The sequence below is a fragment of the Vibrio sp. ZF 223 genome, from assembly GCF_003050585.1.
Classification (GTDB): domain Bacteria; phylum Pseudomonadota; class Gammaproteobacteria; order Enterobacterales; family Vibrionaceae; genus Vibrio; species Vibrio crassostreae.
In genome coordinates this window covers 142,900-169,391 of record NZ_PIGB01000004.1, presented here as the reverse complement: position 1 = coordinate 169,391, position 26,492 = coordinate 142,900, and the positions used below count along the sequence as shown (strand labels likewise).

The window sequence follows — 26,492 nt, the reverse complement described above, 5'->3', positions numbered from 1 at the left end:
CTTAACTAACGTATAAAGCCTGCCATTTATGTTCTCATAAATGGCAGGCTTTTTTGTTTTTGGGGTACGTACACGAGTACTGTTTTTATATCCAGCCATTCGGGGTTTTTACGAAATTCATACTATATGGGAATATTCTGCATTTTGTCATTCAATGGGTTTATCTATGTTTTAAGTCACTGAAATGCTGTGATTAATCGTGGTACATTGCCGTGCATATGAAACTAGATAGAAAGATTCTATATTTAAATGCAGAATTTTTCGGTCTAATAGCTGTTGAACTAAGCCGCTTCGCGGAGGACTTTCCTCTCACCTATCCGATAGACGAAACTTATGATGTATCCATAGATTAAGGAATACATCATGAGCCCATTAAGACAACAACTTATCGATGAAATGGCGGTTCGCCGTTTTTCTCCGAAAACTCATGCAAGCTATTTACGTTGGGTTAAAGATCTATCTACTACTTACGATCTGTCCCCTGATTTACTCACCGATCAACAGATTAGTGCTTATTTACGTACGCTCACCACAGAGCGGAGCTTAAGTAGTAGTACTTGTGCTCAAGCTTTGAATGCTATCTTGTTCTTTTATCGTGCCGTTTTGAATAGAGAATTTGAAGAGCGACTGGTTCCCCCGATTAAACGTGCCAGTAAAATACCGGAGCTGCTTAATCGCGAGGAAGTAAGAAGTATCATTAGTCATTGTCGAAGTCTTAAATATCAGACCGCACTTGAAATGTGTTACGGGTGTGGCCTACGTGTCAGTGAGGTCGTCGGCTTGTACGTGAAAGACATCGATGGTACGGCGAAACGACTGCACATTCATTGTGGTAAAGGTAAAAAAGATCGCTTTGTTCCACTGGGTGATAGCCAACTGAATCATCTTCGAAATTACTGGCGTCATTATCACCCAACCGTAGTGCTGTTTCCCAGCCTAGAGCCCGAAAAGCCATTGGGTATTAGCTCTTTGCAGAAGTGCTTCAAAGCAGCAAAAGTTGAGGCAAACGTCAGAAAATTAGGAGGAATACACGCCTTGAGGCACGCTTATGCGACTCATCAGCTCGAATCGGGCATGCCTTTGAATGTTCTGCAGCGTTACCTCGGACATTCGAATATCAAAACGACATTGAGGTACACCCATTGGATAGGTCATCACAACGAAAGCTCGGACGGAAGTAAGTTCGACTTAGTTGCTCAACTATGGGAGGAGAGCGAATGAACGCATTATCTCCTTACCAAGCCGTATTAACACAAGGTTTAGAAGAGCTTGATAAAAGCAAAGTCACACCGAGGCAGTGGCAAGTGCTTAACCATTTAAGAGACTGCCGAACGGAGCGTATGGGTAGTTACGACTGGCGTTGTCAGCAATGTGGTCATGAAACTCGTTGGAACTGCTCTTGTCGAGATCGTCATTGCCCCAATTGCCAAGAGCAGATGAGACAGCAATGGCTAACAAAGCGAAGCCAAGATATTTTACCTGTGGCCTACCATCATATGGTTTTTACCTTACCTCACGAGTTCAATGCTCTGGTTAAAGCGCATCCTAAGGTGGTTTATCAATGCTTGTTTCATTCAGTGTGGGCAACATTATGCGCGTTTGCTAATGAGCGGCATCACCTTGTCGGTCAACTTGGAGCATTAATGGTTCTTCACACTTGGGGAAGAAATCTGAGTCAACATACTCATATTCATTGCCTACTACCGAGTGGGGTGCTTACAAAAGATCGGCAATGGCAACCGACAAGAAAAGAGAGTTACCTGCTTCCGGTTAAAGCCTTATCCGTTCGTTTTAAGAAAGAGATGTTATGTCGAGTAAGCGAGTTGATAGCGACGCACAGTAATTTATTAGAGGAAGCCGCTAGTAAGAGATGGGTTGTGTACAGTAAACCTGTACTCCACGAGCCCACAGCGGTAGTGGGTTATCTATCTCGGTATTGCAATCGTATTGGGTTAAATCCAAACCAATTAAGTTATAACGTGGATGGCCGTATCACGATGAGTTACAAAGATTATCGAACCAACGGGACTCAAAGAATGTGTTGTAATGCGGGCGAGTTGCTTCGACGCTTACTTTTACATGTGTTGCCTAAAGGGCTAATGCGAATACGCTACTATGGCTTTTTAGCTAATGCTGTACGGGTAAAAGCGATAGCGGAAATTAGGCATAGCTTACGAGAGCGACCCGCAGAGAAATCGGAAGTGCTGAAAGAGAAACCGTGTTGTCCGAACTGCCATAGCAACAGCATGGTACTCGTGTGCATCAATATTAGACCTAGGATAGTCGTTTCAGAGTACCAACTGACCTAGTTGTCTGATTATAATGAATAAAATTATCGTTGTGTTATGGCGAGAGAGGGGCATTGTTCGCTTTTAAAAAGATTATGCAACGGGTATAGTCGCTGTAGATAAATTGGCGGCTAGAAGTGGAAAATGGACGGCTGACGGGGTACCGGTCTTAATGATAAGAGTGGAACGCAAGTCAGTCCTAAAAAGCAAATTCCATAGATAGAAGCAGCCAAGTCCAACAGGTATTTATCCATTGTGCTACGACAACGGATAAATACTTAAGCGTTAGGGAGTAATCTAAACCATGGAAAAGGTTGATTGGCACAAGATTGAGATACTCGATACAACTGTCATTACAGACACTTATAAAACGACTCAAAATGTTCGTAGATATTTCAAATCCAAATTTGGCGATGATTTCAAATTCGACCGAGGTTTTATGCAATGGATGCAAGGAGCTACTGGTCTCACAATGATTGATGCCTGCAAAGAATGGTCGAGTCGCCAGAAACTAAAGTAAGGTAGTGATCAAAGGCAAGGCACTAAGTTCTGCGGGTGTTGCTAGGCTTTGTATAACAAGCAATTTAAGCAGACTGTCAACGCTTGGCATTTTCAACTCGGCTTAGCTTCAGTGATTTAGGTGGTAGATTTGAGTGTATTAGTAGCGTTGTCAGCTACTTAATTGGGCTACATGGACTCCCTCTTTTGTCAACAATAGCTCCCGCTGACAACAGTGGATCGGACAGCAGCTCTACATTCGGTGTTTAATCGGATTCGTTCCGTCACCTTGATGATATTCGCTTGATGCCTGCCTCATTCGTTAAACAGTATTTATTACTTCCCAATTAAACAGGTTTAGACATCTCGGTCTGGTCGTATTGTCATCATTTGCTATTGCTTTGACTCGGTGAGTGTTAACCGTTTACATAGTTAATCTTGTACTCTTTTCCCGTTGTTAATAATGCCCATATTATACGAGCGTTCTTTGCTGCTAGGGCGACAGCTGCTCGTTTATAACCTCGTCGTTCAACGAGTTGATTTAACCAAATACTGTTGCGATCGGTTTTCTCTTTACATCGTGCAATAACGGCTCTTGCGCCATGAATAAGTAGAGTGCGAATGTGTTTTTCGCCTCTTTTGCTGATGCGACCAAGATGAACATGACCACCTGTTGAGTGTTGTCTTGGAACTAACCCTATCCAAGCAGCGAATTGGCGGCTGGAGCCAAATTGTTTGGCGTCATTGACCGTCGCGACAATGGCACTTGCACTGTGTTCACCGACACCTGGAATATCCATGAGGGCTTTGGCTGAAGCCATCTCACGAACTAAAGCAGAGACTCTACGATCATAGTGCAGTACTTCTAGGTTAAGGTTTTGAATCTTGCTCGATAAATATTGAAGTAGCTCTCGAGCGAGTATAGGCAGCCCATTTTCTGCATCTTCAAGGACACTACCAATGGTGTTTTGAGCCGAGTAGCGACCCTGCGGCATCACAATGCCAAATTCAGAGAGCAAACCTCTGAGTTGGTTAATAGTCGCCGTTCTTGTTTTAATTAGCCCCTGTCGAATACGATGCAGGCAAAGCACAGCTTGTTGCTCTTCACTTTTGATAGTGACAAATCGTGTTTTGGGTCTAGATACTGCTTCGCAGATGGCCTCCGCGTCATTGGCATCGTTCTTCTCATTTTGTCGATATGGGATAACGAATTTGGACGCCATAATTTTCGGGTTATGACCGAGTTTCAGCAGTTCTCTTGCCCAGTGGTGTGCACCAGAGCACGCCTCCATACCGATGAGGCAGGGCGATAACTTAGCGAATGTGTCTAAGAGTTTGTTTCTTTTGACAGTTTTGCGTAGGACGCACTTGCCATATGCATCAACGCCGTGAATACTGAACACATTCTTGGCGAGGTCAACGCCAATAGTTTTAATGGTGGACATAGTAACCTCCAATTCTTCAGCGTGTACTAAGTAAGTATGGCACGCAGAGTGTCAGGTAGAGGGAGTCCATATCATTCGTTAGTTGTAATCGAGCAAAAATGACAATTGAGCAACTAGATAAAGTAGACATTATTGGGCACGACGAAGAAAAAGTAACTTTAGTGATATCCGATCATTTAGAGTGGGACGATGAAAATGAAAAGCTCTTGTTGCTCCAAGAAAAGCTGAACCTCTACTTGTCGTTTATTGAGTCTGGTGAAGTGTTTGAGCAATACCCGTTAGCAAAGAACAAGCTATTTGAAATCCAGGTAGTTTCAAAATACCAACCTAACAATGAAGCTGAGAAATTCATTTTATTGGCATCAAAAGTAGTAAGTGAAGCGGGCTTTAGCCTTACGCACGAGGTGAAGAATTACAACTGACAAGGCGCTTAAGTCTGATTCGTGAACGCGTGCCGATTCCGCTTCGCTTCATTTTGGCACACGTTCACTCACAGCTTAGCTTGGCGTTAGCCCACAGGCTTCACAATGACGGAGGAACATGATGAAAGGTCAAATAGTCGAATGGAATGACAATAAGGGCTATGGCTTTATTTCTTCAGCGGGTGGCGAGTTGAGAGTATTTTTCCATATTTCATCGGTCAAAAATCGAGGCTACCGTCCTAAACTAACAGATAGTGTAAGCTATGACGTGACTGAAGATAACAAGGGGCGTCTTAATGCTAAAAATGTTGTAGTCCAAGGGGTTAATGGTTTTCCTTTCACAGTTTTATTTGGTTTTAGCTTTTTGGTTGCCGCAATCACATCGGTAGTTCTGTTTAAAGGTGAGCTACTCCTGATCCCGTTATATCTTTTAATGAGCATTTTCACATATTTGATGTTCGCTTGGGACAAACAAGCTGCACAAGGTGGAGCTTGGCGAACATCGGAAAATACCCTTCATTTGCTTTCATTACTAGGTGGTTGGCCAGGAGCATTATTGGCTCAGTTCCAGCTACGGCATAAATCGAGAAAGCAGCCCTTTAAATTTATTCTTTGGGTTACGATAATGATAAACATCGGCTGTTTTGTTTGGTTGTTTAGTGAACCTGGCAGGAAGTTGATTCAAGGTCTTTTGGGCTCGTTTTAGAACTGTTGGTCTAATTCAACAGTGGGCTAACAAACGACTATGGCGTCAGTGATTAATTTTTGGCTGTATTTTCATCCCACATGGCGCCACCTCTCAGCATAGAATTAAGGGTCACAGCGATCTTGCGTACACACGCGATTATTACGACTTTCTTAGGCATCCCGGCAGCTAAAAGTCGAGCATAAGTCGCTTTGAATACGAGGTTACATTGCATGGCTGACATCATTGCCATATATAACACTGTGCGTACTTGCGTTCGACCGCCTTGGAGCTCGCGCTTACCTTTGTAGCGTGCACTTTCGCGTGTTATTGGAGCGACACCAATGAGCGGCATATTTGCTATTGTAGTTAGTAGTTAGTAGTTAGTAGTTTAGAGCGAGTTACCGACTTATGAAGTATGACCTTACCATTTTGGTCTACGGCATGAAGACTAAAGTAGTTTTTAGCTAGGTCGATACCGCAGAAATAAGAATAATCAGACATGGTGCCTCCGATGCATTTAAGTACCACATAAGTGTGGCAGATCCTCGGTAGGGGGAATCCATGTCATTCGTTAGCTGGGTTTTAATTTTTGCAGAAACTTTACAGCTTCAATATGCTGTAGTCTTTCGTACCTACGGCTTAAATGTTTAAATTGCCTTAGTTTTCTCTTATAGGTTAAAGGTGTCTATTGTGAGTAAAGTATTGGTTAGTTCATGTTTACTTGGGTGCAAAGTTCGTTATGACGGCAATGATTTAAAACCTGAATCTCCTGAGTTTCAGAAGTTTGTCGAAGCAAATGAAATTGTCTCTTTCTGCCCTGAAGTTGCTGGAGGTTTGCCAACACCTAGAGTTCCGGCTGAAATCTGTGGAGGCGATGGCACTAACGTCATCGAAGGCTCTTCGAAGATCATGGGAAAAGATGGCTCTGACGTAACAAAGGAGTTCCTCAAGGGAGCTAGGTTAGCTTTGAAAATTTGTCAGCAGGAAAATATCTCAAGTGCGATTTTAACGGATGGGAGCCCTTCTTGTGGCAGCTCTCAGATTTACAATGGAAAATTTGAAGGAACAAAAGTTGTTGGCGTGGGCGCCACTACTGCATTACTTCGCCAAAACGGTATAACTGTTATGAGTCAGCATGACGTTGCTAGCTCTAAAAATAGCCCAAGTGAGTAGCTTGTAATACAACTAACAAGAGACTAAAGCAGATTCACACTAATTGGTTTGATTCAACTGTGTTGATTTAGGTGCCAGGGTTTAGATTAGGCGGTGATGTGCTGACAAATAATAGAGGGATCATGAGTAAAATCTATTTCGTATGTGGCTTTATCGGTTCGGGTAAAACGACTTACTCTAAATCGCTTGCAGAAAAGCATGGCGCTTTTCGTTTTTCGATCGACGAGTGGATGATTCCTTTGTATGGCGAGCATATGGAGCGTGAGGTTTTTGATAGCCGACTGGCTACGCTTCAAGGCTTATTCAAGGACTCTGCAATGCAACTCTTTTCTTTGGGTATTCCTGTGATTTTCGACTTTGGTTTTTGGCGTAAATCTGACCGAGACTCTTTTACAAGCTGGGCATCAAACCTAGGTGTGGACAGCGAAGTTCACTACCTTGATGTTCCGTTTGAGACTTGTAAGAAGAGGGCATTTAGTCGTAACTCGAAACTCAATGGTAAGTCTTATGAAATGACACCAGAAATGTTAGATCTGTTTTGGTCTTGGTTTGAGGTTCCAACTTCAAATGAAAATGTTGTTTGGGTTCAACAGGAAGCTTGATAAGGTATGTAGTCAGGCGCGAACGTGAGTGGCGTTTTTGTTATCTAGCTTGTGTTCTAAGTCTCACGTTACATTGGGTTTATGAAAGTCTGAGTCGTCCATCGAATAGTAGTGCAACAAGGGCATTTCTCATGCCGTATTTTTGGTAATTAGTTCTTCCTGTCGATTATCGAATTTGTCCTAAACCCACTATTAAGGCAGGGAACCCCAATGAATAGAACGCTATGGTTCGCACTCATTTCGCTTTTGTTTTCAATGACAATGGTATTTTGTACATACAGTTATGGCACAGAGAGCCACGTTGAAGTAATCACACTCACTTTAGTACTGTCGGGCCCTCTGATTTTGACCTTTGCGCTTGTTGTCATCTTTTGTGGCGCACCTGTCATTAACAGGCACAAGTTACTTGGAACCGTTGTAATTTGTGTGCATGGATTTACAGCCTCACTGCATGTGCTGTGGAACGGTTTTATGTTTGTCGATGTGATTAATAAACAAGGCTTAGGTCCGGGACAAGGTTATTCTGGTTTGATACTTTGGGTGGGTAGTATCAAGGCGATGCTACTTGGTTTGGTTGTGGGAGTATGCCTGCATTACTTGCTACGATTATTTAGAAAGGCCGCAGTAAGATAGCGGTTGGCTAGTTAGTGGGTTGTTCGTTGTCTATAGGAGTTGTCGCTGTGTTTTATAGTAAGGAATTCAACAAGGGATTGCTGCTCATCCTTGTTGCGTTAAGTGCTTTCATTGTCGTTACCTCGGATAATAACCCTGGGACATTAATCGCTCACGCCATCAATGGTCTAATTGCTTTGCTCTTTTTCTCCATGACAATTGAGGTCAAAGACAATGTACTAAGCTGGTATTTCGGCTTTGGTTTTTGGCGTAAGAATGTCGAAGTATCAGACATTACAGAGACATCGTTCTATCAAAGCAAGTGGTATCAAGGTATTGGTATCCGAATGCTGAATGATGGCTGGTTGTATAATGCATCGATAGGTTCAGCGCTGAAGTTAAGCTTAAGCAATCGAAAGCATGTTTACATTGGTTGTAAGGATACGGACGGTTTAAAGCTGGCCTTGAAAACCGCTAACGAACAGATAACTGAAAAATGATTTACTACACTTGGCACTTTTCATATCAAGTTGGACTAATTTTTAAGGCTCTATGCTTTAAGTGAGCAGCACTTTAATATCTCAACAAGTGAATCGGAGATTGAATGGACAAAGCAATCAAAACATATTTCGATGAGTATCCCGATGATGTTCGAGCTCGGCTTGAAGAGTTGCGTGCATTAATTTTTGAACTTTGTTCTGATTTGGATTTAGGTGACGTCGAAGAGTCTCTGAAATGGGGCGAGCCGAGTTACAGCGTTAAGACGGGCAGTCCAATTCGAATCGATTGGAAATTAAAATCGCCAAATAACTATTACTTGTTCTTTAACTGTCAAACGAAGCTAATCGACACATTCAGAGAATTGCACGATGGCACATTGGCATTTCAAGGTAATCGGGCAATCATCTTGAACCTAACTGAACCACTTCCCAAAGCACCAATCAAGCAGTGCTTAGAGTTAGCCTTAACTTATCAACAACGAAAACATCTACCGCTTCTTGGCGCGTAATTCTTACGCGCTGTCATTATATTTCTTAAACTGGTTATCTGTGTTCTAGCTATCACTCTTTAAAGCGTTAAGACTGTACCATCTTGATTAGTATCAAGAGGCTAGGGAAGCTCTATAACCAACGCTGATTGTATTGCTTACCGTTTAAAAAGTTGTTCTAGTCACCTTGTATTTCAGACTTAAAAGGAAGTTGTATGAATTTAGATAAAGCCAAGAAACGTATCGCAAAGCAGGTTAAAAAAGGCGACCACGGATACCCTAAAATCACGTTAGCGTACTACGGAACGACCAAAGATCTCGCAACGGAAGTAGCGGTTCAATTCATGTTGGGCGAGGGCGATGGTGTTCAAGAAGAGCGTTTTTCTTGTGAAACCGAAATTCGAGATAATGAACTAATCCAAACGACGTTACTCAAGATAATCGAACGCGCTAATGTTAACTCAGTGATTGAAGTTGAAGGCGTAGCTGTTCTTTAGTTTTGTAAGAATCAGTCGGCGTGCTAGAAAAATTTACTCATAATTTATCAAGGAAGAAACGTTATGAAATTGGCTCAGTTAAATATCGCTTTGGCGAAATACCCGTTAGATGCGCCAGAAATCAAAGAGTTTGTCGATAACTTAGAGTTGGTTAATGGAATCGCAGAAAGCAGTGAAGGGTTCGTTTGGCGTCTGAAAGATGAATCTGGTGATGCGACCAATATCCAAGCTTTTGATGATCCGAATATGATTGTGAATATGTCGGTGTGGGACTCTGTGGATTCGTTAAAGAACTTCATGTTCCGTACACATCACCGTGATTTCATGCGCCGAAAGGGGGATTGGTTTTATCGTTTACCTGAAGATACTTATGTTCTTTGGTGGATCGAAGAAGACCGTATTCCCACACTCGAAGAAGCGATAGAGCGACTTGAACACCTCAGAGAAATCGGTGATACGCCGTATGCCTTCACTTTTAAAACCAATTTTTCAGAGTCAGAAGCGCCAAAGTAGCGTTCATAGATAACCAAGGTTATGTTTTTTAGACGTTTTATAGCAATCCCCGTGAAAATGAGTCGATTGTTGGTATGATGTTTCTATAGTCTTCGAGAGGTTTAATGATGTTGAAAATGAAAAGTAGTGTACTTGCGGTGTGTTTATTTGGTTTCAGCATGAGTGCTACCGCTTCAACACTGGAAGAGTGTGCGAAACTCCTTCCAGATGGTCACACGTATAAAGTAGAGATCATTTTAGACGTAGATAAGACTGAGAAGGATCCAGTGGTGAAAGGCAGTTTTGGTGTGACGGGCGGAGCCGATGCGCCAGATACTTTCGATATCGGTGGTTTTGTCGAGTGTGCTGGTCCTCTGATCAAAACCGTAGATACAGACAGCAACGATGCGTCTAATTCCTCGTCACTGGTTGTCGCGTAAATAGTTCACTTTCGTCATGGAAGACATGATCAGGGGTACTTAAACTAGGTTGAGGTGAATAGGTTAATTATGGGCGACTATTTAGATATTTGGTTTACGGTTACCTCCTTAGTTTTTATTGTAAGCTTACTTTCAGCTCTTTTTGTTGGGGTCTGGCGTAAAAATATAAAAGCGTTGATTCTATTAAGTGGAGTCGCAGCAATCAGTATCGTTCTGTTTCTCTCTCAGAAGTATCAAATCCGAAAGCTCCTCGCTGAAGAGCTGAGCGTGTCGAGTTTCGTTGTGGAGGCTCATGAGGAGTTTGAGGAATCTAAATTGTTAGACTCTTTGAGAAGTAGTAACTACGTAACGATAAATAGAACGAAGCCTTTATCAAAAAGTAAAGTACGTATTGCTATTAACTCTGGCGAGGTTGAGTTATTGATAGCTCAAGACTCTAAGAACGAAGAACTGTTTTGGATCTATTACCCTAAATACCGATTTAGTCGTTTAAACCCAATTGGAAAGGTACATATCCGTTAAACATGGGTGCACAATTGCCACAGCGACTTTCAGTAACAAAAATACCGCCGATGATTTCGGCGGTATTTTCTTATTAAGCTTATCTGAACGATTACAGCTTATTGTTTAGGTGAACAGCGTGTAGCTTTGTTAGTTCACAGAAGCTAACTCGACACTTTGTGTTTCTCTAGCGACTTTCCAATCTCCACCTAACGCTTTATACACGGCAATCGTGGTGTTGGCGGTTTGAAGCTTGGCGGCTACTTGGCGATCTTGCATCGCTTTTTGTTGTCTTTGTGCGTCTAGCACCGATAAGTAATCGACTAGGCCTGCTTTGTATAGCGACTTTGCTTTGTTCACCGCGTTATCGACGGCAAGGGTAGCTTCATCGTTTGGCTTGTTTTGAGGCAGTAAAAAGCCAGCCGATAAATCACTATCAAAGCTGGCTTTGTGTTCACATTGGACAAGACTGCTCTATTTTTCACCTTGGACTAAGCAGCTGGTTCTCTCACTTTAGACCATACTGGTTTAGCGACCGCGACCATTAACCATAACGACGATCGTTTTTGTTATGATGCTCAGGTCAGTGGCAATCCAAGATTTCATAGAACATAGACTCAGTGCGTAGCTGTGATCAAAACCTACTTTACGACGTACATCATCGATGCAGGTGTCATAACCTTGGTTCACTTGTGCAAGCCCTGTAATACCCGGCATTACGCCATAAGTGCGGTCAGCAAAGTAAGGGATTTCGTTCTCTAGTTTAGTGTAAAAAGTAGGGCGCTCAGGGCGTGGACCAATAAGAGACATTTCACCTTTTAATACATTAAACAGTTGTGGCAGTTCATCGAGACGAGTCTTTCTCAAGAATCGACCAACCGGTGTGATTCGTGGGTCATTCGCGGTTGCCCAAACTGCACCAGAGCGAGTTTCTGCATCTTCGTACATGCTACGGAACTTCATGATTTCAAATAGTTCCATTTTCTGTGGTGTTGATTTACCAACGCGAAGTTGGCGGTAAAAAATAGGACCACGAGAAGTGAGTGCAATCGCCATTGCAATCAGTGGAAATACCGGTGCTAGCAGAATCAAAGCAATCAATGAGCTTACCAAATCAAATCTACGTTTAGCTCGTGAAATTTTGTCTTGGTATAGGTTTTGAGTAGATAGCTGTTCAATGTTCATCATAATAAGTCCTTAATGATTCGCTCGTGTCCAAGGTGAGTTTTCTAGTCCGATTAGGTAACGTATGCCACCAATGAAGTTGGCGTAGTGTCCAACTATCAAATAAGAGATTAATGAAATAGGTTTGTTTACTAAACGCTTTGGCAAGATACAGCCAATTACGCCAATGGTATAAACGGTAACTTGAGCCCATAACAGTGCTTCGAACACCAAGTAGTTGCTAAGCAAGATGGAGCACACTAAGCACACAATCATTAAATATGGTGTTAGGAGGCGAAGTCCTTTTCCTGAGAAGAACGCAAACGCGATGCCTTTGAACTTCGGGCTGAACAAGCCGAACAATCGAATCGCTTGTTGCATGTTGCCCGCTGAAATACGAAGTCTTCTTTTGAAGTCTGTTTCTAGGTTCGATTCTTCTAGCTCTAGTGCCACCATTTGGGTTTCATACTCAGCAATGTAACCTTGTTTTACGATTTGCATCGGTAAGATGAAATCATCATTGATGGTATTTAAAGGAAGTAGTTCAAAGAGGTGTGTTCTGAATAAGTAGAAGGCGCCATGAGAACCTAAGCTCGAACCTAATGAAGCCTCAGACTCTTTAACGGCGGTTTGGTACTGCCAGTAAGTGTTTTCGCCTTCGTTGCCTGTTGGGCAAAGCTGATACGTTGCGTTTACCACGCCAACCTTGTCACTTTCAAAATGAGCGGCAGCAATAAGTAATGCATCCAATGAAATAAGGGCGGAAACGTCACTCAATGCTGTAAGGTCACTGGTGATATGTGTCACTTCCTCATTAATAACCGCTACTTTACCTCGGTTCAATTGGTGGTCATGTATCTCAAAATGAATATCACTACACATCGCTTCTTGGATGGTCATCTGAGCAATTGCGACCGTGTTATCGGTACAACCATCGCAAGCGATAATGACTTTCAGTTTCTTTTTTGGGTAATCGAGAGAAGCAAGGTTACGAATCTTGTCTGCAATCCACTGTTCTTCGTTAAATGCAGGAACAAGAACGGTGATGGTCGGTAACGTGCAATCTTGTTGTTCCTCTTTGTAACAACGATGACTCTCTTCAACTTGACGTGCAGGGTGGTTTTTCGCGTACCAGCGCAGCAATAAAGGGTAGGCTGCGTGATGATAGACAATCAACGCACCTGAAAATAAACAAAGTCCGGCAAGTAACCAATCGATCATGCGTAAGCTCCTTCTGAGATGCTGTTGTAAGAGGCAACCATATTCACTATGTCGAAGTTGTCTAGTACATAGTGGCGGGGTGACAAAAAGCGCTCATTTTGAGTTTCTAGTAACGCATTGGCTAACTCTATAATGCTGCCCTTTTTAACAAGGGTGCTACTGATTGGGCATAAGGTTTCATCGACAGCGCCAACGTCCATTGCGACGGTTGGAATATTGCACGCTTGAGCTTCGAGTGTTGAAAGAGGCAACCCCTCGTGGCGAGAAGGAAGGCAGAAAGTATCCAACGCTCCGTAAAACGTGGTCATGTCGTCGACTAGGCCGAGGAAGATGACTCGGTCACTGAGATTCAATCGGCTAGTGAGTTGCTCTAGTTGATTGCGTTTCGTACCGCCGCCAGCAAATGCAACAACCATGTTTTCAGGTAGAAGAGTCAACGCTTTGATGAGTTGGTCTTGGCCTTTGACATGTTCTAGACGACCTGCACAGCCGATGATGTGTTTGTCTGTTGGTAGGTTTAGGTTTGCTCTTGCATGCTCTTTCGACATTGGCTTAAATTTCTCACAATCCACACCATTTTTGATGGTAATGATGTTCTCGTAAGAAAAAGCGGTGCGGAGCTGGTTGTAAACACGTGTCGCGTCGGCAACCAACGTTGGCTGAGCAGCTTTTAAAGCAAGCGCTTGTAAACGGCGACGTTTACTATTGTTTAGGTGCCAAGCATCATGTTCAGTATGAATTCGAGTTGGAACACCCGTTACGCGGGCGGCATATCCAGCATAAAGTAGGGGGCCGATGTGATGGGTATGAACCACATCAGGTTGAATACCATTAAATGCTTTAATCAATTTGATGATGATATTGAATTGCACACCTGGTTGCTTATCCAAAAAGACGATCTGATTTTGGTACTGCTTTAATTTAGGCCAGTTGTTGATCGAGTCTTGTTTTGTTCCTTCTAGACTGACAATCAACACTTGGTCTGTTGGTTTAGCAAGGCGCAGCAAATCAAGAGTTAGGGTTTCTAAGCCACCCGGAGCAAGGTGCTGAACAACGTGTATGATCTTTTTGCCATGCTTCGTTAAATGCGTATTCATAATTTGAACCCTGCCTTTATAATTCTTGTTTCGCCTTTCTGCCGTTTCTCGTGAAGTAACTTCTTTAAAACGTTTAACTACACAAGGAGATAGCAGGAGTTGTGCCAACTAAATAATCTCTAATTTTCAATTACTTAAACACGGTTCGTCTGAGGCGGTTTTCATTTCTCAAAATGGGAATCAAAACAAAATGCGATTGAATGGCTGTTTGGATCATAGGGCTTAGGGAAATTAGGAAGTGGGTTTAAGAACTTGGGGTGTTAGACAAGCAAAACGCCAATCGAGTGTTGGCATTTATTGTAAGGGAGTAAACCTCAGGTAAGGTCTGATTTTAAAGCTGACTAGCTCATTTTAGGAATTACCGTTATTACTGGAACACCCAAGATATCTTCGATTTCGGCTTTACGTTTGATTGTAGAATCGAATAACTCAAACAATACCGCAAGACCAATGCCCAATCCGATGCCTGCAACAAATCCAGCCAGAACAAAGATAAAAGTCGGCATGTTAGATTTCATGCTAGGTGTGAAAGGCAAGTCGATAATTTTCACACGTTTGTTTTGCTCGAATACCCCAAGCGAACCCGTTAGCTGAGCCATTTCATAACGTTCTGTCAGTTCATCATAAAGTTGGCGCTTAATCTCAACTTGTCGCTTAAGACGGTACATCTCTTTTGCATTTTCACCGAAGTTATTGGCCTTGTGTTCTAGTTCGAAAATCATAGTACGAAGGCTTTTGGTCTCTTCTGTTAAAGACTCAAAGCGAGCACGAACCAGTTGTAGGCTATGTAGTTGAGTGACCAAAAGAGGTTGGGTATCAGAAAGTTTGTTCAGTGTCGTGCTACTTGCAATGTCCCAAAGTTGGTCGCTGTTCATCGTTGGTTGGGTTACTTCGAGTAAACTTTTTCTCTCATTTTCAAGTCTGTCTAATTCACGGACTTTAGCTTGCACAGCACTGTGTTTGTCTGTGTATTTAGCTTGTAACAGGGCAAGGTCGCTTCGAATATCGATGATTTGGTCTTCTAATTTACCTATCACAGGGTTGGTTCTTGAAAGTTGTTGGTCAATTGAGCCAAGACTTTTTTCAACGCCCGATAACTCTGCCTCTTTTTCAGCAAGGTTCTGTTTCAGCGATGCTAAGCGGTTTAAGCTTTGGCTTTGTACTTCTGGCGTCGATTGCACGTTTTCGTTCATGTACAAGGCCAATGCTTCTTCTGCTGTTTCAAGTTCAATACGACGCTTGTCTATATGAATTTTTAAAAAGTCACTTGAATCTTCAATAGATGAGCGTTCCGGCGCTAACAATTGTTCAATGAAATGTTCACTGACCGATCGCAGCGTCGCTTCCATTCCAGTTGGAGTGTTGGACGTTAAACTGATCTTGAGAAAGTCTTTTCCAAGCTGAGTAACTGATAAGCGTTGAGACAAGTCGGTGATGATTTCTTCTTTTTCTAGATCTGGCATATCTGGTGTGGTTAGCTGCAATTCATCAGCGACCGAGTAAAGAACATGTCGACTGTGTAGCAGCGTTCTTAATGCATTGAGTCGGTCTTTGAGCATGGTAGAAACGGCTATGTCTTCCAAGAATGGATTCATTTTGGCGGTTTCTTGAATCAACATACTGGTATGCGCGTCATATTTGGTCGGAGCCAACTTGCTTACACCGAAGCCTACAAAGGGCAAAATAAGCATTGGTAGAACGATAACGTAGCGTTGGCGCCACATGGCATTGATGATGGCCAATAACCGCAATTTCAGATTATTCATAATAGCTCCAACATCCAATGAACGAAGTTACCACGGTTCTGCCAACTCTCTTGTTCGACGACAGAGATAGGTGAATTGCTCAGTTGGCGCGCATGGTTAAGCGCCCAAATCATTTGATTTGCACTGCCAACAGTCGTTACGTGCTCTTGGTATGGAACTAAAGCAGGGAATGGCGTTGTGATAATTGGTGTGCCGGCCGCAAGGTATTCCATTAGTTTAAGTGGGCTGCAAGCTCGGATCTGCTCGTTATCAACAAACGGCAATAAGCTCACATCCCAGTGTTGAGAATAGCTCGGTAATGTATGGTGCGGACGTGGGCCTAGGTAATGTACGTTACTCAACTTAGGCAGCATGAGCGTATCAAGCTCGTTTGGGCCAATAAAAACAAAATCCCATTCCGGCATTGCATTCGCAACATGATCAATTATTTCATAATCAAGCCACTTAGAAAGGCTGCCATAAAAACCAGCAATAGGGCGGTGGTTACTTGGTAAATCTTTTGCTCTTGGTGCTGGTGTTGAAAATAGGTTTACGTCGACACCATGTGGTAGCAAGTGTGCTTTATGCTTTGGAAACTTATCCATCAACTTTTTGCTGGCCGCGAATATAAGAGTCGCTTTGTTGATCAACTCCGATTCGTGTTGCGCTACCGTGTCATGATCAACACCTGCCAAAGCGCTGAAATCATCGCCACAGTAATAAACCACAGATGACTCACCTAAGTGTCCGCACAAATCAACAGCGGTCGGAAGTGAAGTCCACAGGATAGGCGAATTAAGATTAAGTTCAGCAATAACCGGTTTTATTTGGTGTAACATCATTTGCTGAGCCAACTTTCTAGAAAACTTAGAAGCAGGCGCAGGAATGGTCTTCAAGTTCACGATCGTAATGTTGTCGTGTCCCTCAGAGTCGAGCATGTTTTGAGTCATAGCTTTGGTTTTGCCAAACAATTTGTTGAACGCTCGGGTTGCATCTTTAGCGGACAGCTTCGGTTGTCTTAGACCAATAGAGTTGACCCACAAGACTTTGTGCAGCTTAGCAAGGTGACGAACTAAATGTTGAGTCGATGAAGGTAGGCCGCCAAAGTCTTCACCAAATACGATTAAATCACGCATGGTCACCTCCATGAGTCTCTAACGAATCGAATACATCGGATTCAGTCCCTTCAACGGATTTAATCTGACCGACAACTCGAGCAGGGTTACCGCCAGCAATTGCAAAGGCAGGGATATTCTTTGTTACTACGCTACCTGCGGCTATTACCGCACCTTCGCCGATGGTTACGCCACCTTTAACCGTTACATTAGTGCCTAGCCACACATCAGGTTCAAGTATGATGTCGCCGATTTGCTGAGGATCATCGCCTTCACCTAGTGCTCGGCGTTTTGCATCAAGTGGGTGTCCAGAGTATCCAAATAGGAAAGCACCGCCAGCAATGCGTACGTTGTCAGAGATAACCACTTTTCCTCCAACAGCGATAGTCGACTGCCAACCGATGTCGACATTGTTACCAATCGAAAGCAATGGATGTTCTAAGCCTTCCAATGGTTGCGTACAACCAGAGAACGTAGTGTGCCCAGAGATGCGGCAATTGTCGCCAATCGAAATTTGTACCGGACCGCTCACGAAAGGTAGACCACCATACAAATACAGGCGTTTACCACATTGAGCCACACGACCTTTAAAAGCTGGTGTCCAGTAGAAGAAGCGAGTAAAGCCAGAAACCAAATTCACCACTAGCTTGTGCGCTTGATATAGGCAGCGATTAAGTACTTGAGGGGTAGGTAGCTCTGCGCTTCTGATATTTTTCAAAATGAAAAATACATTTCTAATTCGAGAATTAGGATGAAACTTAAGCCAATGCTTGAATTGATGTATAGATACTGACGTCATAATGAAACTCCTCTGTCTTGTTATATAGAAGTACTTTCATATACTATGCCATTTAATAAACTCAATATTTTCAATTGGTTAAGAATTGGCTTTTAGGTTTTCTCATTTTGACAGGCAGTTTGAGATATGTTCGCGATAGCGACAACCAGTGCTGCGAGGATATAAATAGGCCAATTGAAGCCTTGCGTTAGAAAAGTTCCTGACACGATGGTGCCGATCAACCCAGCATATACAGCGTAAGCGGCGGCATTAAGGTTTGGATCTATGGTGTTAGTTGTTTCTGAAAGCTGCTTCAGTGTGGAACGTATGGTTTTGATCAGTGAGGTAATCAGTATCACGTATATGATGAGTCCTAGAAAGCCGGTTTCTGCAAGTACGCCAAACCAAGTACTGTGAACAGCATGGTTTAAACCATCCCAGTGGGAACTGTAGAAGAAGTAGTTGGAAAAGAAGTTATCCAAACCGACTCCGGTTAAAGGGTTATCTAGCGCCATCTTAAAGGCAGCTTCCCAAGCATAAATCCGCCCCATAGCTGATTCATCGATACCTTGTTCAGCCGCACCGCCAGATGCTCGATCTGAAATCCCGGCAGCGAAATAAAGGCCAATCGCTCCAATTGCTCCCAAAGTAATCAACAGTGATTTTGAACGAATGATTTTGAGCGCAAAGATCCCGACTACAGCAAGTGAGCCAAGTAAACCACCTCGACTTTGTGTGGCAATAACGGCAGCAAGTAATAAAACCGTTGCACCAACACTAATGATACGTCTTGTTACCGGGATCCCCGTCGTGGTCGCTTGACTGATAGCAAAGGCTAATGGGAACATAAGAACTAAGGATAGGTCATTCGGGTCGCCTAACATCGAACCAAAGTCACGACCTATAGTTACGCGACTGCCTTCCACTAAACCAATCCCGTTGATTGAATTATTAATCGCGATGCTAGCAACTAATGATCCCGCACAGATAATAGCGGTCGAAGTCTTGACCAAATACTCTGCACTGTTTACTAACCAAACGATGGCGAGTGTCATCACCATTATTTTCCAGTAAACACCTTTGAATTCCGCCAGAGCAATCGGTCTGTTAGTCGCGAAGATAATACCAATGAAAACCAAACCCCAAAATATGGCGAGCCAATTCAAGCAAGGGTGCCAAAATATTTTAAGCTCTTTACTGATTAATGCATGCCAGAGTAGGGCTGATAGAGCGCCTAGTGAGAGCATCAGCGGTATTTTTAGTGAATAAAGTTGAGGTATTGCTTCGTGAATTCGGAAAAATGAAAAGACAACGAACAGCAACACTAACCAAAATGTCTTGTTTAAAACGAATAATCCGGTTAATGGCAGAAGAGCTAGCGCTACAATAACAGCGGGATGAGGCACAAAGTACCAAACAACACCAAGCCCAACACATAAGGTGCTGATCATAATGATGACTGGGAATCTATTGGCTTCTGGGTTGATCATTGTTACCTCTAATATCGCAAATAAACTGGCTCACCAATTTTTTAAGGCGTAGTGACGCCTGATGTTAAATATTGCAAAGCGAGTGCCAGTTATGCATTTTGTTTAAGCTGCTGATTTAAGGTTATATTACAGAGGGAGGTGGTAGATTTGAGTTGAGGTTTTTCATTTTGAGAATCACTATAAAACTGACTAGGGTGCCCAAATCGTTAAGCCAAAGTGATCAACCCTGACTACGACTCGTTTTAGCGGTCGAGTTGATAGATCTCCAACAACTGCGGGATAACAGCTTGTGGCGAGTATTGGCTTTTGACGGTTTCTATCGCGTTACTCTTTAGAGAGTCGCGTTGTTCACTCGTCAATGACATCCACAAAGACAAACACTGTTCTAGTTCGGCTTCAGAATGGGCTAGGTAGCCGTTAACTTGATGCTCGATGAGTTTAGGTAAGTTGCCAACTGAGGTGGCGAGAACGGGAATACCGCGAATCATGGCTTCTAATGCGGCCATCGGTAAGCCTTCGAAGCGAGAAGGGATGATCAACAAATCGATTTGGCTCCAGACATCACCCATATTAGTCTGATGCCCGTACAAGTTAACATTCTCAGGCTGAGATTTAACTAGCGTCTCCATTTCTGGTCCGTCACCAAAAACCTCAAACTGAACCTCGGGAAACTGTTTAGCTAATGTCACAAATCGATCTGGTGCTTTTTCATGGCTTAATCGACCCACAAAACCAACGTGGATTTGGCTTGATGAAGGGGAGCTTGTTAACCCGGTTGGGACTTTAACAAAGTTATTCAATTGATAGGTCTTACTGGGCACTTTCGCTTTAATCTTCTCACTGACCACGAGCGACTGATCAGAAAGAAAGCTGCTGTAACGGTCGAGCCAGTCATAAACCCACACCTTGCCTGTTGGGGTTTCACCTGCGTGATAAGTGGTGATTTGCTTTGTGTTGTTGAAACGAGGTGGGAGCTTGATTAACTTGCTGACCAAACTGGCTTTGTAACCATGAGCATGGATAAGCCTTGGCTGATAATGTTGAACGGCACGTTTAAGCTGTGCCGCGCTATTGCTGCTTGAATCTGCTGAGCAAGAGGCTAAATCGGAGAGGTAACTAAAAGGGATGTTCAGCGCTTCCAGCTTTTCAACGATGATGGCTCCAGGATTAAACTTCGTCAAAAGAACAATTCGAACAGCATCTGAATACTGAACGCTTTCAGATATCAGGCCTTGTGCTAATTCTAAAACATGTGTTTCTATACCTCCAAAAGTTTGGCTGTCGATCAACAGCCAAATCTCATGACGGTTTACGTTGAGTACACCTTGGCTAGGCTTGATTGCACTCATCTTCCGATTCCCAAGCCTGTTTCTTACGGTAAACAGTAGAAGGGCTAAGTTCTAACAACACCGCGGCATTTAACACATTCCCATCGCAATGATTAATGGCATGTTGAATAGCTTCCCGTTCTATTTGCCACATAGGACGAATAGCTCCTTCGCTTGTGGTAAATGCGGGCGTCATCGAACCGTTGCCAGTTGAGACAACTGACGATTGCTCTAATTCCTCTGGAGTAATAGGTGGCAACTTAGCGTCTGGAGCTTCTACCACAGCTGGTTGGGGCACCGTTACTCGAATAGGCGTCACTAATTTCGATGTTGGAGCAGCATCTGCTTTATTAATCGGAGACGGCAACATGTCTTTGGTTACGCTTGTTTCATTGTTCAACACCACGATGTTACGGATGATGTTTTGTAACTGACGGACGTTACCAGGCCATACGTAACGTTTAAGTAGGTTCTGCGTTTCTTTGTCTATTGATTTGAACTTCTTCTTGTCTTGCTTCGCATATAGCTTCAAGAAGTGATTGCAAAGGGTGACAATGTCACTTCCCCGTTCGCGAAGTGGTGGCATTTCGATAGGCACAACGTGAACACGATAATAAAGATCTTCTCTAAAGCGTCCTTCTTCTACCTCAACCAGTGGGTCACGGTTGGTCGCACAGATAATTCTGACATCAACTTTGATTTCGCGGTTGCCGCCGAGTGGAGTAAACGTACCAGTTTGCAAAAATCTTAGGAGCTTCTTCTGCATCTCCAATTCCATTTCACAAAGCTCATCGAGAAATAGGGTACCGCCATGCGCTTGCATCGCCGCGCCTTTACGGTCGGTTGTTGCGCCGGTAAACGCACCTTTAACATGACCAAAGATTTCACTCTCCATTAGGTCTCGAGGGATAGCGCCACAGTTAATGGCAAGGAAGGGTTTGCCGTTACGCTGGCTCTCTTGATGAATGGCTTCTGCACACACTTCTTTACCCGTACCACTTTCGCCGTTAATAAACACGCTAGCAGTGGTTGGCGCTACAGAATCAATGATTTTATAAACCGCCTGCATAGGTAGGCAAGAGCCGATGAAATTATGAAACCGATCACGATCGAACTTACTTTGCATGTTATCGACGAGGTTTTCGAGTTTCGCTCTTTTTAGATGTAAACGAACTGAAGTTTTAAGTCGATCTGCTTGAATGGGTTTCTCTAAGAAGTCTTCCGCACCTCGCTGGATAAGATCTACAGCAATGTTTACTGAGCCATGTGCTGTCGCGATAATAACTGCGGTCGGTATTCCGTTCGCGCTAATCCAATCTAAAACTTCCTCCCCCGGCATGTCCGGCAGCTTGAGGTCGAGAATAACAAGCTGAGGAGAGTGTCTTTCAATGAAGGTTTTAGCTTCCGCGCCGGTTTCGACGTGAAAAATATCGTAGGGCTCATCTTTTACGTACTGCTTGTAGAGTACGGCGAGCGACGTGGAGTCTTCAACTAACAATACCTTAGGGCGCATTGTATATTCCTTTTGAAACTTTATCCTAACTAACCAATAACATAGTGATAGAGGCCATCAATACGAGTCTTGTGCATTTGTTATCTACCGCATGCAATCTTTTAAAAAGCGGGCGGTATATTTTCCCGAATTGTTTGTCATGCTTGAACGTATCTTAATGGTGACTATATTGATAAACGACTATGTTGAGTTTTTAATTCGATACCGATATGAACATCTAATGTTAACTAAAGCCAGCATCTTTCCTTTCAAGCAAGGCTTTTATTGAGCGTTCTGCGAGTTCTAGTAATTCGTCAACTTGTAGAAATGCCGCATCATGATTTTGGTTTAAACATTGCTTTTCTAGAGCGCGAGCTAACTCACCCAAGGGGCGATTACCTAATGAAAGCGCCGTGCTGCCGAGAGTGTGGACCTCGAACTCAAGTGTCTGAGCGTCTTTCTGAGTGACAGCCTCTTTAATGGTAACCAAGCGTGTTTGTGTTTCTTCGACATAGTGGTCGATCAAGATCGGGATAATGTCCGCACTTGTATCTCGAATCATTTGCTCTAGAACGCTTTCATCCACAAGTTCGCTAACTTCTCGTGAGTTGAGATCTGCGGGTGCGTCTGACGCTAAAGTAGAATTGATCAAACTAAGTCCTTTTGTTGAGCCTAATATTCATGAGTACTATTAAGTTCTAGTCATTTTCTAGAATAATTTCAACTGGTTGCCGTGCAAATAGAGCAATTAATTGCTATCTCGCTTACCTTACTACCGTGTTTGTGACAAACCTAACGGGCTGATTTAATTTGTTTTCTCTTATGAAATATAAACTTAGGTGACTATAAAACGTAACGTGCGGGTAGAGTGTGGGCGAAAACGAGGTCGATACAAATAAAAAAGACCACCGCAGTTAAATAACAACAGTGGTCTTAGGAGGTGTTAAGCAATTTTGACTAATTTAAACAGCCGTACTCTAAATAACGAACAGTAGAACTACGAAGCCTTATCAATCCTTGGCTTTGGGTCGACTTCTACTTCTTCCTCGCTACTTTCAGAGAAGATGTCGGCAACAGCGCTTCTCTCCAGTTCACCTTTCAGATTACCTTCTTCATCAACAACCGGAAGTGAGTAGTCACAAGACATGGTGTCTGGTAGCACTTCTTCAATCACGGCATCAGGCAAGATAGCAGGGACTTCTTCGTATATCTCTTCGCTGAAATCATGCACCGACGCATCTTCAACGGCATCTTGTAGGCTCTCTTGAGTGACCAAGCCTTGATAGCCATCATCCGTAACGTGATAAGCGTAATCGTTCTTAAGCATCTTCATTTGCGCGAGAGCACCTTCTATTGTTTCCGATGTGATTCGGTAGAGAGGGGGCTGCATAACGGTTTCAACGGTCAATGCACGAGCACGGTTTACGTCTTTAACAAAAGCTTCTACGTAGTCATCGGCAGGGTTCAGAAGAATCTCATGTGGTGTGCCTTGTTGTACTAACTCGCCGTCTTTCAAAATTGCGATTCGATCGCCGAGACGGAGTGCTTCATCCAAATCGTGAGTGATGAAAACAATGGTCTTATGAAGTTTCTCTTGCAGCTCGATAAGCTGATCTTGCATTTCACTTCGGATCAAAGGGTCGAGTGCCGAGAAGGCCTCATCCATTAACAAGATTTCGGCGTTGGTACACAAAGCGCGAGAAAGGCCAACACGTTGTTGCTGACCACCAGACAGTTGGGCAGGGTACTGATTACCGTAGCCTTTCAAACCTACAGTCTCTAACCACTCGTTGGCTTTCGTTAAACGGTCTTCTTTTTTGATGCCTTGTACTTCCAACCCATACGCAACGTTTTCAACCACAGTGCGATGAGGCATTAAGCCGAAGCGTTGGAATACCATCGACATTTTATGACGACGGAACTCTTCTAACTCTTTAGTGTTGAGGCTCATCACATCAATGCCTTCAACCATGATTTTGCCTTGAGTCGGGTCAATCAAACGGTTGAAGTGGCGAATCAGCGTCGATTTACCCGAGCCAGAAAGACCCATGATAACGAAGATTTCGCCACGGTTAATCTCAAGGTTGATCTCTTTTAAACCAACGGTATGACCCGTGTCCGCGAGAATCTGATCCTTATGTTCGCCGTTTTGAACTCGGTTCATAACAGACATTGGTTTTGGTCCAAACACTTTGTATAGGCCACTAATCTCAATCAATGGTTTAGTCATGCTTGAATCCTCCTAAATGCGCATTAGTTCTTCTTGCGTACGCCTGAGAAGCGCGGTCAAAAAGGATTGCGAGGGCAACGATGGCGAAACCATTCATCAGGCCTAATGTGAAGTACTGGTTGGTAATCGACTTAAGAACCGGCTGTCCTAGACCTTTAACACCAATCATGGATGCGATAACAACCATAGACAGTGCCATCATGATGGTTTGGTTGATACCCGCCATAATCGTTGGCATTGCTAGAGGAAGTTGAACACCCCACAAGCGCTGCTTTTTGCTCGCACCAAAAGCGGTAGCGGCTTCAAGGACTTCTTTGTCGACTAGGCGTATGCCTAGGTTGGTTAAACGAATCACAGGTGGAATCGCATAGATAACCACGGCGATTAGCCCTGGAATCTTACCTATACCAAGTAGCATTACCACTGGAATCAAATAAACGAATGCCGGCATGGTTTGCATGATATCGAGCATCGGCGTAACGATAGATTGCGCTCGATTTGAACGAGCCATCGCAATGCCAATCGGAATGCCTAAGAATATCGAAACTAAGGTACACACAGTAATGATACTGAGCGTCCGCATGGTGTCTTCCCACATTCCAAAGTAACCAATGAGAAGTAGAGAAACAACACAACCTAACGCCAGTTTCCAAGAACGGCTTGCTGCGTAGACAAGGCTGGTACACACGGCGAGGACTATAATCCAAGGTGTTGAGATAAGGAGTTTTTCAAACCAAACAAGGAATGAAAGAAGAGGGTCAAAGAGAGATTCAATCATTTCGCCGTATTCACGGGAAAATTCACGGTATGCGCCATCTAGCGTCTTTTTTATGGTTCGTAAATCAGAGCGTTCCATCTCTGGAAAGCTTGATAACCAATTGCTGTCAGCCATTTTATATCCTTATAGTTCGGAGCCACTTGTTCATGCGATAGGAAAATCGGCAATGAAAAGGGCTCCGAATCATGAATAACATCAAGTATAGCGACGTTATTTCTGTTTTATTGTTGAAGCGTAATTACTCGTTGATCCAAGCTCTTACAGTTCAGCTTCAACTTTCTTAGCCACTTCTTGAGAAACCCATGGGTGCCATACTTCTGGGAATTCACTCAAGAAATGCAAACTCGCTTCTTCACCATCAGCTTGGTTGTCTTCCATCCAAGCAAGTAGCGAGTTCATTTTGTCGTTGGTGAAACCACGTTTAGTAAAGTAGTCGTACGCTTCAGGTGCTCGTGAAGCAAAACTTTCAGTGGTAATCGTGTGGACGGGTGAAGGCGGGTACATGGTCGCTTTTGGCGATTCACAATCTTCTTTGGTGGTACAGTTAAGGAACTCTTCCTCATTTACGCCACTGCCAAAGTCGACTTTAACCATGTCGTATTTACCTAGAACAGCGGTTGGTGCCCAGTAGTAACCAAACCATGCTTCTTCACGTTCATAAGCTTTTGCGATAGAGCCAGATAAGCCGGCACTCGAGCCTGGATCAACAATCGTGAAACCACTGTTTTCTAGCTCAAGAGCATTAAACAAATTTCCGGCGCTGATCTGACAGTTCCAGCCTGCAGGGCAGCTGTAGAATGCAGATGTATCTGGGTCTTCAGGGTGTTTGAATAAGCTAGCGTTCTTGCGTACGCCTTCGATGGTTGCCATTTCAGGGTATTGTTTAACTAGGTAAGCTGGAACCCAAAAGCCTTCTTCGCCGCCGTTCACAAGTGCTTTACCTGCGTAGCGAAGGCGTTTTTCTTCAACACCTTTATCCAATGCGTCTTTTAAGCTGTTGCTCCAAAGTTCAGGGGCAACATCAGGCTGGCCTTTTTCGATCATAGATGTGCCTGTTGGCATCGTGTCGCCAGGGATAAGTTCAGCATCGCACCCATAACCGTGTTCTAGGATGAATTGGTCGATATTGGCGATCAGTGTTGCAGAGTTCCAGTTCATATCTGCGATTGTTACGCTGCCACATTCTCCAGCGTTAGCATTACCGCTGGCTGCTGCTACTAACAAAAATACGGAGCTTAACTTGTATTTCATATTGAGTTTCCTTTCTCTTTAATAATACAACTAAGGTAACCAAGGTAAATTGATTATCTAAATTGCTCGATGGTGATCCTTTCCGTGTATTTGAACCATTTGAGCAGAAGGAGGGATGGGTGAAGTTTGAATAGATAAACGTGCAAAGTCAGTGAAG

Annotated in this window: 28 protein-coding genes and 3 pseudogenes; 14 read left to right on the top strand and 17 right to left on the bottom strand. The window is 43.4% G+C overall.

Annotated elements, in window-relative coordinates; translation table 11 throughout:
* Positions 1–363 precede the first annotated feature (363 nt).
* The 3 genes from CWO13_RS10545 (at position 364) to CWO13_RS10535 (ending at position 2,808) form a co-directional block, all read left to right on the top strand.
* Complete coding sequence (locus CWO13_RS10545) at positions 364–1,221, top strand: tyrosine-type recombinase/integrase (protein ID WP_099166413.1); 858 nt, start codon at positions 364–366, stop codon at positions 1,219–1,221.
* Positions 1,218–2,309: an IS91 family transposase gene (locus CWO13_RS10540; RefSeq protein ID WP_108082903.1), complete on the top strand. Its 1,092-nt coding sequence runs from the start codon at positions 1,218–1,220 to the stop codon at positions 2,307–2,309. Before CWO13_RS10545 ends, CWO13_RS10540 begins: the two co-directional genes overlap by 4 nt.
* A 283-nt stretch (positions 2,310–2,592) precedes the next feature.
* On the top strand, positions 2,593–2,808 hold the full coding sequence (locus CWO13_RS10535; RefSeq protein WP_061026088.1) for a DUF6434 domain-containing protein: 216 nt from the start codon (positions 2,593–2,595) through the stop codon (positions 2,806–2,808).
* Positions 2,809–3,202: 394 nt separating this feature from the next.
* Here the strand turns inward: CWO13_RS10535 and CWO13_RS10530 are convergent, their stop codons facing one another.
* Positions 3,203–4,231, bottom strand: coding sequence for an IS110 family transposase (locus CWO13_RS10530; protein WP_108082902.1), 1,029 nt, complete (start codon positions 4,229–4,231; stop codon positions 3,203–3,205).
* 98 nt (positions 4,232–4,329) lie between these two features.
* Between CWO13_RS10530 and CWO13_RS10525 the strand changes: the two genes are divergently transcribed.
* A complete protein-coding gene (locus CWO13_RS10525; protein WP_108082901.1) occupies positions 4,330–4,653 on the top strand; it encodes a DUF6572 domain-containing protein in 324 nt (107 codons plus the stop codon).
* 121 nt (positions 4,654–4,774) lie between these two features.
* Positions 4,775–5,359 carry a DUF1294 domain-containing protein gene (locus tag CWO13_RS10520; RefSeq protein ID WP_102431974.1) on the top strand — a complete coding sequence of 195 codons (585 nt, stop codon included), beginning with the start codon at positions 4,775–4,777 and terminating at the stop codon, positions 5,357–5,359.
* 52 nt (positions 5,360–5,411) lie between these two features.
* Here the strand turns inward: CWO13_RS10520 and CWO13_RS23460 are convergent.
* Both CWO13_RS23460 and CWO13_RS23455 read right to left on the bottom strand, forming a co-directional pair.
* Positions 5,412–5,687: pseudogene (locus CWO13_RS23460) on the bottom strand (transposase); the annotation flags it as partial.
* 29 nt (positions 5,688–5,716) lie between these two features.
* Positions 5,717–5,842, bottom strand: a pseudogene (locus CWO13_RS23455) (IS110 family transposase); the annotation flags it as partial.
* Between the two features lie 189 nt (positions 5,843–6,031).
* On the opposite strand from CWO13_RS23455, the gene CWO13_RS10510 reads away from it, so the two are divergent.
* From CWO13_RS10510 to CWO13_RS10470, 9 genes are all read left to right on the top strand, one after another.
* Positions 6,032–6,514 carry a DUF523 domain-containing protein gene (locus CWO13_RS10510; RefSeq protein ID WP_108082900.1) on the top strand — a complete coding sequence of 161 codons (483 nt, stop codon included), beginning with the start codon at positions 6,032–6,034 and terminating at the stop codon, positions 6,512–6,514.
* A 122-nt stretch (positions 6,515–6,636) separates the two neighbouring features.
* Positions 6,637–7,116 (top strand): AAA family ATPase, encoded by a 480-nt coding sequence (locus CWO13_RS10505; protein ID WP_108020709.1) that lies wholly within the window; start codon positions 6,637–6,639, stop codon positions 7,114–7,116.
* A 210-nt stretch (positions 7,117–7,326) separates the two neighbouring features.
* On the top strand, positions 7,327–7,749 hold the full coding sequence (locus CWO13_RS10500; protein ID WP_102431971.1) for a hypothetical protein: 423 nt from the start codon (positions 7,327–7,329) through the stop codon (positions 7,747–7,749).
* A 26-nt stretch (positions 7,750–7,775) separates the two neighbouring features.
* Entirely contained in the window at positions 7,776–8,228 is a 453-nt protein-coding gene (locus CWO13_RS10495; RefSeq protein WP_107899552.1) for a hypothetical protein, read from the top strand.
* A 104-nt stretch (positions 8,229–8,332) separates the two neighbouring features.
* Positions 8,333–8,737 (top strand): DUF1801 domain-containing protein, encoded by a 405-nt coding sequence (locus tag CWO13_RS10490; protein WP_107899551.1) that lies wholly within the window; start codon positions 8,333–8,335, stop codon positions 8,735–8,737.
* Positions 8,738–8,931: 194 nt separating this feature from the next.
* The gene (locus CWO13_RS10485; RefSeq protein WP_061017995.1) at positions 8,932–9,213 is read left to right on the top strand and encodes a hypothetical protein; all 282 of its coding nucleotides are present in this window, start codon (positions 8,932–8,934) and stop codon (positions 9,211–9,213) included.
* Between the two features lie 63 nt (positions 9,214–9,276).
* Positions 9,277–9,726, top strand: coding sequence for a DUF3291 domain-containing protein (locus tag CWO13_RS10480; RefSeq protein ID WP_107899550.1), 450 nt, complete (start codon positions 9,277–9,279; stop codon positions 9,724–9,726).
* 104 nt (positions 9,727–9,830) lie between these two features.
* The gene (locus CWO13_RS10475; protein WP_107899549.1) at positions 9,831–10,145 is read left to right on the top strand and encodes a hypothetical protein; all 315 of its coding nucleotides are present in this window, start codon (positions 9,831–9,833) and stop codon (positions 10,143–10,145) included.
* Between the two features lie 69 nt (positions 10,146–10,214).
* Positions 10,215–10,667 (top strand): hypothetical protein, encoded by a 453-nt coding sequence (locus CWO13_RS10470; RefSeq protein WP_102431966.1) that lies wholly within the window; start codon positions 10,215–10,217, stop codon positions 10,665–10,667.
* Positions 10,668–10,796: 129 nt separating this feature from the next.
* Here the strand turns inward: CWO13_RS10470 and CWO13_RS10465 are convergent.
* The 14 genes and pseudogenes from CWO13_RS10465 to CWO13_RS10400 all read right to left on the bottom strand — a co-directional run.
* A pseudogene (locus CWO13_RS10465) lies at positions 10,797–11,093 on the bottom strand (efflux transporter outer membrane subunit); the annotation flags it as partial.
* Positions 11,094–11,174: 81 nt separating this feature from the next.
* Complete coding sequence (locus CWO13_RS10460; RefSeq protein WP_107899548.1) at positions 11,175–11,834, bottom strand: sugar transferase; 660 nt, start codon at positions 11,832–11,834, stop codon at positions 11,175–11,177.
* Positions 11,835–11,843: 9 nt separating this feature from the next.
* Complete coding sequence (locus CWO13_RS10455) at positions 11,844–13,031, bottom strand: glycosyltransferase family 2 protein (protein ID WP_102431964.1); 1,188 nt, start codon at positions 13,029–13,031, stop codon at positions 11,844–11,846.
* Positions 13,028–14,128 carry a glycosyltransferase gene (locus CWO13_RS10450; RefSeq protein WP_108082899.1) on the bottom strand — a complete coding sequence of 367 codons (1,101 nt, stop codon included), beginning with the start codon at positions 14,126–14,128 and terminating at the stop codon, positions 13,028–13,030. Before CWO13_RS10450 ends, CWO13_RS10455 begins: the two co-directional genes overlap by 4 nt.
* Positions 14,129–14,469: 341 nt before the next feature.
* Positions 14,470–15,894, bottom strand: a complete 1,425-nt coding sequence (locus CWO13_RS10445; RefSeq protein WP_102431962.1) for a GumC family protein — start codon at positions 15,892–15,894, stop codon at positions 14,470–14,472.
* Positions 15,891–17,009: a glycosyltransferase gene (locus CWO13_RS10440; RefSeq protein ID WP_108082898.1), complete on the bottom strand. Its 1,119-nt coding sequence runs from the start codon at positions 17,007–17,009 to the stop codon at positions 15,891–15,893. The genes CWO13_RS10445 and CWO13_RS10440 overlap by 4 nt, the downstream gene beginning before the upstream one ends.
* Positions 17,002–17,787: an acyltransferase gene (locus CWO13_RS10435; RefSeq protein WP_102431960.1), complete on the bottom strand. Its 786-nt coding sequence runs from the start codon at positions 17,785–17,787 to the stop codon at positions 17,002–17,004. Before CWO13_RS10435 ends, CWO13_RS10440 begins: the two co-directional genes overlap by 8 nt.
* Positions 17,788–17,879: 92 nt before the next feature.
* On the bottom strand, positions 17,880–19,256 hold the full coding sequence (locus CWO13_RS10430) for an O-antigen ligase family protein (protein ID WP_107899547.1): 1,377 nt from the start codon (positions 19,254–19,256) through the stop codon (positions 17,880–17,882).
* A 242-nt stretch (positions 19,257–19,498) separates the two neighbouring features.
* The gene (locus CWO13_RS10425; protein WP_102431958.1) at positions 19,499–20,605 is read right to left on the bottom strand and encodes a glycosyltransferase family 4 protein; all 1,107 of its coding nucleotides are present in this window, start codon (positions 20,603–20,605) and stop codon (positions 19,499–19,501) included.
* Complete coding sequence (locus tag CWO13_RS10420; RefSeq protein ID WP_102431957.1) at positions 20,586–22,097, bottom strand: sigma-54-dependent transcriptional regulator; 1,512 nt, start codon at positions 22,095–22,097, stop codon at positions 20,586–20,588. Before CWO13_RS10420 ends, CWO13_RS10425 begins: the two co-directional genes overlap by 20 nt.
* Before the next feature lie 223 nt (positions 22,098–22,320).
* Positions 22,321–22,725, bottom strand: coding sequence for an Hpt domain-containing protein (locus CWO13_RS10415; protein ID WP_102431977.1), 405 nt, complete (start codon positions 22,723–22,725; stop codon positions 22,321–22,323).
* A 348-nt stretch (positions 22,726–23,073) separates the two neighbouring features.
* Positions 23,074–24,306, bottom strand: a complete 1,233-nt coding sequence (locus CWO13_RS10410; RefSeq protein ID WP_102431956.1) for a quaternary amine ABC transporter ATP-binding protein — start codon at positions 24,304–24,306, stop codon at positions 23,074–23,076.
* Positions 24,299–25,198 (bottom strand): ABC transporter permease, encoded by a 900-nt coding sequence (locus CWO13_RS10405; protein ID WP_102431955.1) that lies wholly within the window; start codon positions 25,196–25,198, stop codon positions 24,299–24,301. Before CWO13_RS10405 ends, CWO13_RS10410 begins: the two co-directional genes overlap by 8 nt.
* A 144-nt stretch (positions 25,199–25,342) precedes the next feature.
* Complete coding sequence (locus CWO13_RS10400; protein ID WP_019823101.1) at positions 25,343–26,335, bottom strand: ABC transporter substrate-binding protein; 993 nt, start codon at positions 26,333–26,335, stop codon at positions 25,343–25,345.
* Positions 26,336–26,492 lie beyond the last annotated feature (157 nt).

Excerpts from the sequence above, each read along its gene's own strand:
- CWO13_RS10545 (WP_099166413.1), top strand. The coding sequence starts at position 364 with ATGAGCCCATTAAGACAACAACTTATCGATGAAATGGCGGTTCGCCGT.
- CWO13_RS10540 (WP_108082903.1), top strand. The coding sequence starts at position 1,218 with ATGAACGCATTATCTCCTTACCAAGCCGTATTAACACAAGGTTTAGAA.
- CWO13_RS10535 (WP_061026088.1), top strand. The coding sequence starts at position 2,593 with ATGGAAAAGGTTGATTGGCACAAGATTGAGATACTCGATACAACTGTC.
- CWO13_RS10530 (WP_108082902.1), bottom strand. The coding sequence starts at position 4,231 with ATGTCCACCATTAAAACTATTGGCGTTGACCTCGCCAAGAATGTGTTC.
- CWO13_RS10525 (WP_108082901.1), top strand. The coding sequence starts at position 4,330 with ATGACAATTGAGCAACTAGATAAAGTAGACATTATTGGGCACGACGAA.
- CWO13_RS10520 (WP_102431974.1), top strand. The coding sequence starts at position 4,775 with ATGAAAGGTCAAATAGTCGAATGGAATGACAATAAGGGCTATGGCTTT.
- CWO13_RS10505 (WP_108020709.1), top strand. The coding sequence starts at position 6,637 with ATGAGTAAAATCTATTTCGTATGTGGCTTTATCGGTTCGGGTAAAACG.
- CWO13_RS10500 (WP_102431971.1), top strand. The coding sequence starts at position 7,327 with ATGAATAGAACGCTATGGTTCGCACTCATTTCGCTTTTGTTTTCAATG.
- CWO13_RS10490 (WP_107899551.1), top strand. The coding sequence starts at position 8,333 with ATGGACAAAGCAATCAAAACATATTTCGATGAGTATCCCGATGATGTT.
- CWO13_RS10485 (WP_061017995.1), top strand. The coding sequence starts at position 8,932 with ATGAATTTAGATAAAGCCAAGAAACGTATCGCAAAGCAGGTTAAAAAA.
- CWO13_RS10480 (WP_107899550.1), top strand. The coding sequence starts at position 9,277 with ATGAAATTGGCTCAGTTAAATATCGCTTTGGCGAAATACCCGTTAGAT.
- CWO13_RS10475 (WP_107899549.1), top strand. The coding sequence starts at position 9,831 with ATGATGTTGAAAATGAAAAGTAGTGTACTTGCGGTGTGTTTATTTGGT.
- CWO13_RS10470 (WP_102431966.1), top strand. The coding sequence starts at position 10,215 with ATGGGCGACTATTTAGATATTTGGTTTACGGTTACCTCCTTAGTTTTT.
- CWO13_RS10460 (WP_107899548.1), bottom strand. The coding sequence starts at position 11,834 with ATGATGAACATTGAACAGCTATCTACTCAAAACCTATACCAAGACAAA.
- CWO13_RS10455 (WP_102431964.1), bottom strand. The coding sequence starts at position 13,031 with ATGATCGATTGGTTACTTGCCGGACTTTGTTTATTTTCAGGTGCGTTG.
- CWO13_RS10450 (WP_108082899.1), bottom strand. The coding sequence starts at position 14,128 with ATGAATACGCATTTAACGAAGCATGGCAAAAAGATCATACACGTTGTT.
- CWO13_RS10445 (WP_102431962.1), bottom strand. The coding sequence starts at position 15,894 with ATGAATAATCTGAAATTGCGGTTATTGGCCATCATCAATGCCATGTGG.
- CWO13_RS10440 (WP_108082898.1), bottom strand. The coding sequence starts at position 17,009 with ATGCGTGATTTAATCGTATTTGGTGAAGACTTTGGCGGCCTACCTTCA.
- CWO13_RS10435 (WP_102431960.1), bottom strand. The coding sequence starts at position 17,787 with ATGACGTCAGTATCTATACATCAATTCAAGCATTGGCTTAAGTTTCAT.
- CWO13_RS10430 (WP_107899547.1), bottom strand. The coding sequence starts at position 19,256 with ATGATCAACCCAGAAGCCAATAGATTCCCAGTCATCATTATGATCAGC.
- CWO13_RS10425 (WP_102431958.1), bottom strand. The coding sequence starts at position 20,605 with ATGAGTGCAATCAAGCCTAGCCAAGGTGTACTCAACGTAAACCGTCAT.
- CWO13_RS10420 (WP_102431957.1), bottom strand. The coding sequence starts at position 22,097 with ATGCGCCCTAAGGTATTGTTAGTTGAAGACTCCACGTCGCTCGCCGTA.
- CWO13_RS10410 (WP_102431956.1), bottom strand. The coding sequence starts at position 24,306 with ATGACTAAACCATTGATTGAGATTAGTGGCCTATACAAAGTGTTTGGA.
- CWO13_RS10405 (WP_102431955.1), bottom strand. The coding sequence starts at position 25,198 with ATGGCTGACAGCAATTGGTTATCAAGCTTTCCAGAGATGGAACGCTCT.
- CWO13_RS10400 (WP_019823101.1), bottom strand. The coding sequence starts at position 26,335 with ATGAAATACAAGTTAAGCTCCGTATTTTTGTTAGTAGCAGCAGCCAGC.